The organism is Microcoleus sp. bin48.metabat.b7b8b9.023 (assembly GCF_013299185.1).
In the GTDB taxonomy this organism is placed as follows: domain Bacteria; phylum Cyanobacteriota; class Cyanobacteriia; order Cyanobacteriales; family Microcoleaceae; genus Microcoleus.
The window spans coordinates 67,490-77,535 of record NZ_JAAFKG010000038.1; the positions used below are offsets into that span (position 1 = coordinate 67,490).

Below are 10,046 nucleotides of genomic sequence, written 5' to 3' on the forward strand. Positions count from 1 at the left end.
ACAAGCTGCGGCTGAGGTTTGCACTTGTTCAAAATGCCAACCGATTGAGGTAGTTTTTGCCGATCGTGTCAAGGAGCCAGTCTTTGCGTTAATGTGTTTCAGAATCGCTCGGGAGTGGAAAAACATGAAATCATTAGTTCGTTTAGGCGCAATATTGGGGATTGTGGGCTGCACTCTGCTCGGCCCCTCGCCCATTGCCAACAAGATGTCTGCACTCGCATTGCCAGTGCCACAAGTTGTAGAAAAGCTACGCCCGGTGCCGGTATTTACGATTACAGACGGTCAGGGTGCGTTCTTCATCGCTTCTGTTCCCAAGCAAGGTCAGGGTCAAACTGGTAATGCTTCGGTAGCCAGAATTTTCATCAGCCAGAAAGATGCTCAAGCTTTTGTCGATCAACTGAAAACGGCAAATTCTCAATTGGCGGCGTCGGCGCGCGTGACACCCGTGTCACTGGGAGAAATTTATCGGTTGGCTCAAGAAAATAAAGGCAAGCCGGATCAGGTGCTGTTTGCTTTTATTCCGGCAGCGCAGCAGGTACAGTCGGCGAAAACTGTACTTCAGCAGACTGGGCAACAAGTTAACGAGTTAAACGGTGTACCTCTGTTTGTGGCGAGAGGTGGCCCGGAAAATGGTTATTTGACGATTCAGCGGGGCGGTAAAGAAGAGCTTCCTCTGTTTTTTAATAAGGAGGACTTGCAGGAAATGGTCGAGCGTTTTAAGCAGCAGCAGCCGAACGTGACTGCCACAATTAAGATTGAGGTAGTGAACTTGGAGAGAATTTTGGAAGCTTTGGGTACTGAAAATGACCCGTCTTTGAGCCAAATGATTTTGATTCCGTCGCGGGAATCGGTAGAATATGTGCGATCGCGCCAACCGGCTGGTGCTGGAAACCAAAATCCACAGGCGACTCCATCTCCAGCTCCAGCTCGACCGGCGGCATCTCCAGCTCCAGCTCGACCGGCTCCAGCCCCAGCTCGACCGGCTCGCTAATAGTCATTAGTTATTGGTCATTGGTCATTGGTTAGTAGTTACAGACAGGATTTACCCAAAAATTGGTTTCACGTGCTAGTTATAGCGGTAAGGTGCGCTGTGGATGGAACCCTACATAATTAGGTTTTGCGTTCGGGACTAAGTTGGTAGGTTGGATTTTTGGATGTATAGACTCAACCTACTATTTATCAATTCTCAATGACCATTTCTCAATTCTCAATAACCAATTCTCAATGACCAATTCTCAATGACCAATGCCCTGTTTGGCCAATGACCAATGACCAATTCCCAAAAAGTCTTATGTTTGTTTGCGGTTTAGAGCTTTGGCAGTGGGTGAATCAAGCTAAGATTGATGCGATCGCCTCTGAGATTCCCCAAGTAGAACTCGACTGGCTGCTGCAAGAGCTGGCAGGTTTGGATAAGTTGGCTCTGCGTTTGGAGTCGTTTAAAGATTTGCCAAAAATTCAATTAAAGTTGTCTGTATCAGAACTCGATCGACTTTGGCAGCGACGGTTGCAGGAACGGGTGCCGGTGCAGTATTTAACGGGAGTTGCACATTGGCGGGATTTTTCGCTGAAAGTAACGCCGGCGGTGCTCATTCCTCGTCCTGAAACGGAATTGCTGATCGATTTGGCGGTGGATGCTGTGAAAAGCTATTCAGTGAATCCAACATCGGATTGGGTGGATTTGGGAACCGGCAGCGGGGCGATCGCGATCGGCTTGGCTTGTGCGTTGAAAAATACTACGATTCATGCAGTAGATTGCAGTTCGGAAGCTTTGGCAGTGGCTCGACTGAATGCTGAAAATTTGGGTTTGGCATCGCGAATTAATTTTTATCAAGGTTTGTGGTGGGAACCGCTAGAATTTCTCAAGGGTAAAGTTAGCGGCATGGTCTCTAACCCGCCTTACATTCCCAGCAGCACGGTGCTGACTCTGCAACCCGAAGTTTTGAAGCACGAACCTCACCTGGCCTTAGATGGCGGTTTTGATGGCTTAGATTGCATCCGGCATTTGGTAGAAACGGCTCCGGATTATTTAGAATCTGGGGGAGTTTGGTTGGTTGAGATGATGGCGGGACAAGAAACGGCGGTGGCTGATATGCTGCAAAGTCACGGGAGTTATTGCGATGTTCAAATATTTGCGGATTTAGCAGGAGTCGATCGCTTTGCTTTAGCCTATCGTCTTTAGATTCCCAAAATATACTGAAAATCTAAAACCTAAAATCTACAATCTACAATCGGATGACTCAAGTTTCGATAAATACTCTAGTTCAAGGAGCAATTTCAGGAGAGCGTATTGTCAGCTTTCCCACTGATACTGTACCCGCTTTGGCGACCCGACCCGATCGCGCGGAGTTGATTTTTGCAGCTAAAGGGCGCCGTCAAGACAAACCGCTGATTTTGATGGCTGCATCGGCGGAGGCTTTGTGGCCTTACGTGCAGGGGAGTCCAGGAGAGTTCAATTTGTGGCAGCAAGTGGCTGCATCCTATTGGCCTGGGGCGTTAACTTTGGTGCTGCCGGCTTCGCCACTGGTGCCGGCTGCTATGAATGCGATCGATCGCAGTACGATCGGCATACGAGTACCTAATTTTCCCGTTGCTCTCAAGATTTTAGGGCAGACAGGCCCTTTGGCTACTACCAGTGCTAATTTATCGGGCCAAGCGCCTCTGTCGTCGGTGGCAGAAATTGAGGCGCAGTTTCCCGAAGTCTTGACATTAGTTGCTACTGAATTAGCAACAGCGCCAACCGCGCCGACGGCTTCGAGTTTGCCTTCGACTGTGGCTAAATGGACTGGTGGCGGTTGGGAAATATTGCGACAAGGCGCGATCGAGCTAGAATGCTAAAAGCTAAACTCCTAGGCAAAGTAATATGGCGCCGATCGGCTGGAGCGACTTGATATATTTAGGTATGGGACTCGGACTGGGTTTCGGAAGCAGTTTGATTTGGCGCAGGCAGCAAAAAAGCTCGCAACAGCCAGAACCTGCTCCCTATGTGCCTCCTACTCCTCAAGAAAATGATTTAGAGAAGTTTGATGCCCTTTCCGATCAACTGAAGCAAACTCAATTGGCTTATCAGATGGCATCGGAGATGAGTCTATTTAAGGCGGGCTTTTTGGCTCGAACTTCTCACGAGTTGCGATCGCCCCTCAGCACTATGATTGGTACGCTGCAATTAATTCTGTCGGATTTGTGCGACGATCCTGCTGAGGAACGAGAGTTTGTCGAACAAGCTCACGGTGCAGCACTCAAGCTGGTGAAATTGATAGATGAAATTATCTCTGTTGCTAAAACTGAACACGGCACTGACAAGATGGATGTTGAGCCGATTCAGTTAGCTAAGGTTTTTGATGAAATTGATGATTTAACTTACTTACAAGCTGCTAATCGCAGCATTCGTTTGGAGATATTACCGCCCGATCCGGGGATTTATGTATTGGCAGATTTGCCGAGATTTAGGCAAGTTTTAGTCAATTTGATAGATACTGCTATTGCTCAGATGGAGGAGGGAAGTATTTCTGTTTCTGCACATTCTTCGCCGGAATCTGGATGCGTTCATATTTGGGTGGACGATCAGCGCTCGGTTAGTGCTTGGAGCGAATCTTGGGATTTGCTGAAGCACGATTTGGAGTCGGATGCTACTAAGAGCAGCGATAATTCTCACGTCTCTTCTGGCATGAGGTTGTTGATGAATCAGACACTTTTAACTTTGATGAAGGGAAAGTTGGAAGTTTTGGCTGTGCCTTCTGAGTCGGAAGAGTCCAATTTTAACCGCACTCAGTGTTCTATTCCTTTGGCAAGTTTGTGAAGAAGGAAGTGCGGCAACGGATTTGGTAGCGGATGTAACGGATTAAATAAAGGGATTTAATGGAGGTCGGGAAGAGGGAAGAGTTAAACAGTTGACAGTTGACAGTTGACCTGTGACAGCGAAGTGATAAGAACGGAGATTTAAACTCCGTTCTTATCACAATCTGCCGACCTGAGTAAGGGCTTCAAACCCCGGCTATTCGGTGAATTATTTGTAAATAGTATGGTGTGAATAGCACGCCATACTATTTATAGATTTTGGTGCGACTTTTGTGCTGGTTTAGCAAATAGCAGTTAGCAATTCGCCTTTGCTAATTTCTAATTCGATATTCTCTTCTAGGAGCTGATTTTCAAGTACCATTGTGGTGCTGGCGTTATGCTGAAAACCGATGCGCTCGTAGAAGCTTTGTTTGTAAGTTGTCATCAGGTAAACTCGCTCTACTCGGCACATCCGAGGGTGACTCAAGACAGTTTGCACTAATTTGCGGCCGAGTCCTGCACCTTGGTAATCTGGATGAATGGCGACATCCCAGATGGTGGCTCGATAGATGCCGTCTGAGGTGGCCCTGGCAAAGCCGATCGCCCGCGGGCCATCCCAAACTGTCACAACTGGTTCGCTGTTGGCGATCGCAATTTCCCAATCTTCTATCTTGCGCGCCCTCGCCCAAAAGGCGGCGGCTTTAAATAGTTCTTGGATTTGCGCGATGTCTGCGCGATCGCGACTTGTGCAAAATTGAATGTGACTCGAATCTCTAGTCGTTGATGTCATGCTCAATGTGCCTTGAAGTTTTATCTAAACTGTGTTACTTTTACTGTCTTGCAGGAGTGAAAGTTGATTTTGCTTGGGAATGCTCGACAATTGAATTCCCGATTTACAAAACCATTTTTATTTATACACAAAATGCAACTAATTTCCGTAATTATTAATACTTTTTTGTATAAAGTTTGTGAAAAGTTTTTGACTCAAAATTTTCCAGTCATAACTCGTACTATTTGAGATTTGAGATTGGGTCATCTTTTTTGTTGACAGTGGCTTGTAGGGTGTGTCATATCGTTTCCGGTTGTATCGGAATGATTTAACCACAGAGAGCGCAGAGGGCACAGAGAGAGAAGATGGAGATGAATACAGGATGATGCAATCGGATTTGATATCATGGCTCAAAAATTCATCAAAAGAAGTATTGACAACCGTAGTACCAAAAAAATTGGACTGTGGAGTCAATACTCTCATCTCAAATCTCAAATCGAGTGAATTAGTTTTGCAGCCAGCGGGCGGCATCTTTGGCGTGATAAGTCAAAATCAAATCTGTACCAGCACGCTTGAATCCTGTCAAGGTTTCCATCACCACTCTTTCTTCATCAATCCAACCGTTGAGGGCGGCGGCTTTCACCATCGCGTATTCTCCAGAAACGTTGTAAGCTGCAACTGGCAAATTAGTGGCTTCCTTGACGCGCCAGATAATGTCCATGTACGCTAAAGCGGGTTTAACCATTAGCATATCCGCACCTTCAGCAATGTCGAGAGCAATTTCTTTGAGAGCTTCGCGGCCATTTCCTGGGTCCATTTGATAGGTGCGCCGATCGCCAAATTGCGGAGCAGAATCCGCTGCATCCCGGAACGGGCCATAATAAGCTGAGGCATATTTTGCCGCGTAGGACATGATGGGAATATCTTCAAATCCAGCCGAGTCCAATCCTTCGCGAATTGCTCCCACAAAACCGTCCATCATTCCCGAAGGTGCAATAATATCTGCACCAGCTTTAGCTTGAGCAACGGCAGTTTTTTTCAGCAATTCTAGCGTCGGATCGTTCAAAACTCGGCCGCTTAAATCTCCGACTTCTAAATAGCCACAGTGACCGTGACTCGTATATTCGCACAGACAAGTATCGACCATGACAATTAAATCTGGTACGGCTGCTTTAACTGCTGCCGTCGCTTTTTGGACGATGCCGCAGTCGTGCCAAGCACCTGTCGCGTCTGTATCTTTGTCTGCGGGAATGCCGAATAAAATAATCGCGGGAATGCCGAGATCGTAAACTTCTTTTGCTTCTTCTACGATTTTGTCTACCGATAGCTGGTAAACTCCGGGCATCGATCTAACTTCTTTGGCAAAAGCTTCCCCCGGTACGGCAAATAGGGGGTAAATTAAATCGCTGGTTGTCAAGATATTTTCGCGTACCATCCGGCGGAGTTGGGGATGGTTGCGGAGGCGGCGGGGGCGGTGAGTGGGAAACATAATGTTTTTTTACGGTAGATTAAAGTCCGGATTTCTGGGATTCGCGACGTTTGTTTAAAAGTCTAAAGCTTATTGTTGGTCGATCGCCGTCAACCCAAGTAAAGTTCTGTAAAACCCATGATGTCCCTTGTTCGTAGTCAGAACTTGATGGCACTGAAAAAGCATCGCACAAAAAGCTGTAAGGCAACAGGTACATATATCGTGGCCTTACAAAGCCAAATATCTCTCTGGGCCGGACTCGGGCGCCATCTTCTGGTATGGGGCGTACAGGAAATTTAACGCCAAACTCGCCTTAAATTCAACACAAATCCCGGCAATACGTCTTCACCCGATAACTCGGCTGGATTGATTAATATTTCTACTTCTGCTTGCTGTCGATAAATCTCTACCCGCCGGTTTTGGGGGTCAATTAACCAGCCCAATCTCTCACCGTTGTCGATGTATTCCCGCATCTTCGCTTGCAGGGTGGATAGACTATCAGATGCCGATCGCAATTCTACTACAAATTCGGGACACAGCGGAACGAATCCTTTGCGTTCTTTTGCAGTTAGTGCTTCCCAACGAGTTCGACTCACCCAAGAAGCGTCGGGAGAACGGCGAGCACCGTTAGGAAGGATGAATCCAGTAGAAGAGTCAAATCCTTTTCCTAAATCCTCATTTAATTCGCACCAGCGATCGAGTTGTCCGCTGATGCTGAGGTTGCTATTGCCTGATTCGCCTCCGGTGGGTGGATTCACTATTAATTCTCCTTGTGCGGTTCTTTCTAATCTCAAGTCTGGATTTGCCAGTGTTAGGGCCTCAAATTGCTCGCCGGTGACTAAAAGGGCGATCGAATTCGGCACTTCTAGAGATATAGTTTGTGGTTCAGTAAATGTTTGTACCATATTCAATTCCAGACTTTTTTAGGTAGAAACTGGCAAGTCGATTAAGACAAATTGTAAGAGCAGGTTCGCAAAAAAAAATAAATGCACCCAACCCAGATATATATAAACCGCCCCCGACAACTATATTCAAAAATGTTGCTTTAGGTTTGTAGTGAGGACTTCAGTCCGCATCAAAGAGAGGACTGAAGTCCTCACTACAAACTATTTTTTACAACTGACCAAAACCTTATTCAAAAATGTTGCTTTAGGTTTGTAGTGAGGACTTCAGTCCGCATCAAAGAGAGGACTGAAGTCCTCACTACAAACTATTTTTTACAACTGACCAAAACCTTATTCAAAAATGTTGCTTTAGGTTTGTAGTGAGGACTTCAGTCCGCATCAAAGAGAGGACTGAAGTCCTCACTACAAACTATTTTTTACAACTGACCAAAACCTTATTCAAAAATGTTGCTTTAGGTTTGTAGTGAGGACTTCAGTCCGCATCAAAGAGAGGACTGAAGTCCTCACTACAAACTATTTTTTACAACTGACCAAAACCTTATTCAAAAATGTTGCTTTAGGTTTGTAGTGAGGACTTCAGTCCGCATCAAAGAGAGGACTGAAGTCCTCACTACAAACTATTTTTTACAACTGACCAAAACCTTTTTTAGGCTTGTTTTTTTTCTTTTTCTTCTGGCCGCCCATTCCCTGCATTCCTTGCATTCCCGGCATTCCCGGCATTCCTGGCAATCCTCCCATTCCTGTAAAGTTACCTTGACTCATTTGCTGCATCATGGTACGCATTTTTTGGAAATCGCTTACCAGTTTTGTTACGTCGTTTTCTGCGTAGCCTGCGCCTTTGCCGATGCGGCGGCGGCGGGATGGAGAACTTGCTAAAAGTTCGGGATTGCGGCGTTCTTCAGTTGTCATGGAATTAATCATGGCTTCCGTGCGTTTTAACTGCACTTCGCCTTGCCGCATTTGTTCGTCGGTGAGTTTGTTCATCCCCGGAATCATTTTCATGATGCCGCCGAGGGAACCCATGTTTTTTAGCAGTCTTGTTTGTTTGAGAAAGTCGGTAAAGTCAAACTTTGCCGTGAGCATTTTCTCTTGCATCTTTTCGGCATCGGCGATGTCGAATTCTTCTTGCGCTTTTTCGACTAGCGTCAAGACATCGCCCATACCGAGGATTCTCGATGCCATGCGATCGGGATAAAATGGTTGCAATGCTTCCACTTTTTCGCCGACGCCGACAAATTTAATCGGGGCGCCGGATATTTGCCGCACTGAGAGGGCTGCACCACCGCGGCTGTCGCCGTCTAATTTGGTTAAGATGGCGCCGGTAATGCCGATTTGGTCGTGGAAGGTGCGGGTTAAATTTGCTGCTTCTTGGCCTGTCATGGCATCAACAACTAACAGCGTTTCGTGGGGTTGTACTGTTTGTTTGATGCGAAGCAATTCGGCCATCATGTCTTGGTCGATTTGCAGGCGGCCTGCTGTATCGACGATGATTGTATCGACGCCTAGTTGTTTGCCGTGTTCGATGCCTTGGCGGGCAATTTCTACGGGATCGGTATCTGTACCTAGTTCAAATACGGGTACGTCGATTTGTTTGCCGAGGGTGAGCAATTGGTCGATCGCGGCAGGTCGATAAATGTCCGTGGCGACTAGCAGTGCGGTAAGATTTTGCTTGCGGAGGTGCAGGGCTAGTTTAGCGGTAGCTGTGGTTTTCCCGGTTCCTTGCAAACCAGCCATCAGGATGACGGTGGGCCCGGATTCGGCGGTGGCGAGGGGTACGTTGGTTTCCCCCATGACGCGGACGAGTTCGTCGTGGACGATTTTGATGAATTGTTGGTCTGGACGGACGCCTGAAACGACTTCTGCGCCTTGTGCTTTAGCCGTTACCTCTGCGACGAAGTTTTTGACGACTTGGAGGTTGACATCGGCTTCCAGGAGGGCGCGGCGGACTTCTTTGATGGCGTCTTGGATGTTGGATTCGGAGATTTTATTCTGTCCGCGCAGTTTTTTCCAGGTGGATTCGAGTCGATCGGCAAGGGCTTCAAACATAGGGCTTTGTTGGCTAGTCAGTATTTTTAATTTTAAGTCCTGGACGCACTCCGACCAAAGAAACCGGGTTTTTTACCGAATCTGCGGGTCACAACTCAGTATTTTCGTAAAAAAACCCGGTTTCTGACCCCCCGTGCGTAAATCCTATTTTAAGCTTAAATGCGGGTATTGGGATTCTAGATTTTAAATTTTAGATTGGAGAATTAATTGACGCTGCGGATAAATTTGGGGCGAGTTATTGAGATTGCTCGAAGGTGTGAGTTTTTACATATTCTGCGATCGCCCGTTGGACTGCAAACAGGGTGCGATCGCCCTTTTGGACTTTTTCGATTAACAACCTCCGTCTCAAGGATTCGACCGCTTTTAGGAATTCGGAAGGAGATAATTCGAGAAGGGCTGGCTTTTTTGAGATTTCGACTGGTTTGTTTTGATTTGCCAACCAGGACATGACTTGTTTTTCGGTGTCTGACAAGCGCTGAAAATGTTGGTGCAATAAATATTCTAAGTCTCCTAAAACTAAGCTATCATAGGATAAAAAATCAGAAATATTGCCGTTAAATAAGTCTTGAATTGCAGCGACTGCTGTATTTAACCACAAGGGATTGCCTTTGTAAAGGTCAATCAATTCTGACCATTTTTCTGATTCAAGTAAACCTTTTTCTGTGAATATTTCTCGCGCTGCTTCTCCTAAACTATTGAGTTGCAATGTTTGACAACTTTTCTGCTGGCTTTCTAATGCTGCAATTTCTCTGGGTTTTTCCCAACTAATCAAAATTATGCAACTGTTGTGGCATGATTCTGCTATTTGTTTGAAGAATGGGCCGTAGTTTTCGTAGCCCGGTTGGTAGTTTCCTGCTAGTTGTTGGCTGCTGAAGATTGTTTGCACGTCATCGAGGATGATGAGACAGCGATGCGATCGCAAATGGTGGATTACCCCCCCCAACCCCCCCTTGCTAAGCAGGGTGGATTAATTGTCAGGGGGGAATGTATGATAGAACAGGTAATCAAGTCTGCCCTGTCCGGGTAGACTATCCCTTCTGAAATGAATTAACCATGAATTTAATTGAAGCAATTAAATCTGTTC

Annotated in this window: 9 protein-coding genes; 4 read left to right on the top strand and 5 right to left on the bottom strand. The window is 46.4% G+C overall.

The window, feature by feature from the left end; genetic code table 11:
* The first annotated feature begins 124 nt into the window (after positions 1-124).
* The 4 genes from QZW82_RS20660 to QZW82_RS20675 all read left to right on the top strand — a co-directional run bounded on the left by QZW82_RS20660 (position 125) and on the right by QZW82_RS20675 (position 3,796).
* On the top strand, positions 125-991 hold the full coding sequence (locus QZW82_RS20660; RefSeq protein WP_293152044.1) for a Tic22 family protein: 867 nt from the start codon (positions 125-127) through the stop codon (positions 989-991).
* Positions 992-1,291: 300 nt separating this feature from the next.
* Positions 1,292-2,179: a peptide chain release factor N(5)-glutamine methyltransferase gene (prmC, locus tag QZW82_RS20665; protein ID WP_293152047.1), complete on the top strand. Its 888-nt coding sequence runs from the start codon at positions 1,292-1,294 to the stop codon at positions 2,177-2,179.
* A 53-nt stretch (positions 2,180-2,232) separates the two neighbouring features.
* Complete coding sequence (locus QZW82_RS20670; protein WP_293152051.1) at positions 2,233-2,835, top strand: L-threonylcarbamoyladenylate synthase; 603 nt, start codon at positions 2,233-2,235, stop codon at positions 2,833-2,835.
* 25 nt (positions 2,836-2,860) lie between these two features.
* A complete protein-coding gene (locus QZW82_RS20675; RefSeq protein WP_293152054.1) occupies positions 2,861-3,796 on the top strand; it encodes a HAMP domain-containing sensor histidine kinase in 936 nt (311 codons plus the stop codon).
* A 279-nt stretch (positions 3,797-4,075) separates the two neighbouring features.
* Here the strand turns inward: QZW82_RS20675 and QZW82_RS20680 are convergent, their stop codons facing one another.
* The 5 genes from QZW82_RS20680 to QZW82_RS20700 form a co-directional block, all read right to left on the bottom strand.
* Entirely contained in the window at positions 4,076-4,564 is a 489-nt protein-coding gene (locus QZW82_RS20680; RefSeq protein WP_293152057.1) for a GNAT family N-acetyltransferase, read from the bottom strand.
* Between the two features lie 484 nt (positions 4,565-5,048).
* A complete protein-coding gene (gene hemB, locus QZW82_RS20685; protein WP_293152060.1) occupies positions 5,049-6,032 on the bottom strand; it encodes a porphobilinogen synthase in 984 nt (327 codons plus the stop codon).
* Positions 6,033-6,307: 275 nt separating this feature from the next.
* The gene (locus tag QZW82_RS20690; RefSeq protein ID WP_293152063.1) at positions 6,308-6,916 is read right to left on the bottom strand and encodes a Uma2 family endonuclease; all 609 of its coding nucleotides are present in this window, start codon (positions 6,914-6,916) and stop codon (positions 6,308-6,310) included.
* Between the two features lie 624 nt (positions 6,917-7,540).
* Positions 7,541-8,962, bottom strand: coding sequence for a signal recognition particle protein (ffh, locus tag QZW82_RS20695; protein ID WP_293152066.1), 1,422 nt, complete (start codon positions 8,960-8,962; stop codon positions 7,541-7,543).
* Positions 8,963-9,197: 235 nt separating this feature from the next.
* Positions 9,198-9,905 (bottom strand): hypothetical protein, encoded by a 708-nt coding sequence (locus QZW82_RS20700; protein ID WP_293152069.1) that lies wholly within the window; start codon positions 9,903-9,905, stop codon positions 9,198-9,200.
* Between the last annotated feature and the right edge of the window lie 141 nt (positions 9,906-10,046).

Bases quoted from the DNA above. Each gene is read 5' to 3' on its own strand.
- QZW82_RS20660 (WP_293152044.1), top strand. From the start codon at position 125: ATGAAATCATTAGTTCGTTTAGGCGCAATATTGGGGATTGTGGGCTGC.
- prmC (WP_293152047.1), top strand. From the start codon at position 1,292: ATGTTTGTTTGCGGTTTAGAGCTTTGGCAGTGGGTGAATCAAGCTAAG.
- QZW82_RS20670 (WP_293152051.1), top strand. From the start codon at position 2,233: ATGACTCAAGTTTCGATAAATACTCTAGTTCAAGGAGCAATTTCAGGA.
- QZW82_RS20675 (WP_293152054.1), top strand. From the start codon at position 2,861: ATGGCGCCGATCGGCTGGAGCGACTTGATATATTTAGGTATGGGACTC.
- QZW82_RS20680 (WP_293152057.1), bottom strand. From the start codon at position 4,564: ATGACATCAACGACTAGAGATTCGAGTCACATTCAATTTTGCACAAGT.
- hemB (WP_293152060.1), bottom strand. From the start codon at position 6,032: ATGTTTCCCACTCACCGCCCCCGCCGCCTCCGCAACCATCCCCAACTC.
- QZW82_RS20690 (WP_293152063.1), bottom strand. From the start codon at position 6,916: ATGGTACAAACATTTACTGAACCACAAACTATATCTCTAGAAGTGCCG.
- ffh (WP_293152066.1), bottom strand. From the start codon at position 8,962: ATGTTTGAAGCCCTTGCCGATCGACTCGAATCCACCTGGAAAAAACTG.